Below are 240 nucleotides of genomic sequence, written 5' to 3' on the forward strand. Positions count from 1 at the left end.
TGACGAGGTGGCCGACGCTGTGGCGGTCGAGGTTGCCGAGGTAGCCGACGCCGCGTTCCAGGTAGTCGTGCATGGTGGTGTTGATCACTGGGGAGAACGAGCTGATCACGGCCTTTTCTACCCGGCGGGGGCGCTGGGCGAGGCCGTGCGTGGCGGGTCGAGGGGGGGCCTGCGTTCGCCGCGCGCGGGGTGGCTTGTGGGGGCCGCGGTGTGGGACCCGTGCTGGCGGGGCTCGGTCGG

1 pseudogene is annotated in these 240 nt (G+C 72.5%); it reads right to left on the reverse strand.

Going from position 1 to position 240, the window contains the following annotated elements:
• A pseudogene (locus tag AAEZ08_RS23410) lies at positions 1-142 on the reverse strand (alpha/beta hydrolase); the annotation flags it as partial.
• Between the last annotated feature and the right edge of the window lie 98 nt (positions 143-240).

The organism is Pseudomonas sp. E45-MNA-CIBAN-0222 (assembly GCF_040310405.1).
GTDB lineage: Bacteria > Pseudomonadota > Gammaproteobacteria > Pseudomonadales > Pseudomonadaceae > Stutzerimonas > Stutzerimonas stutzeri_AC.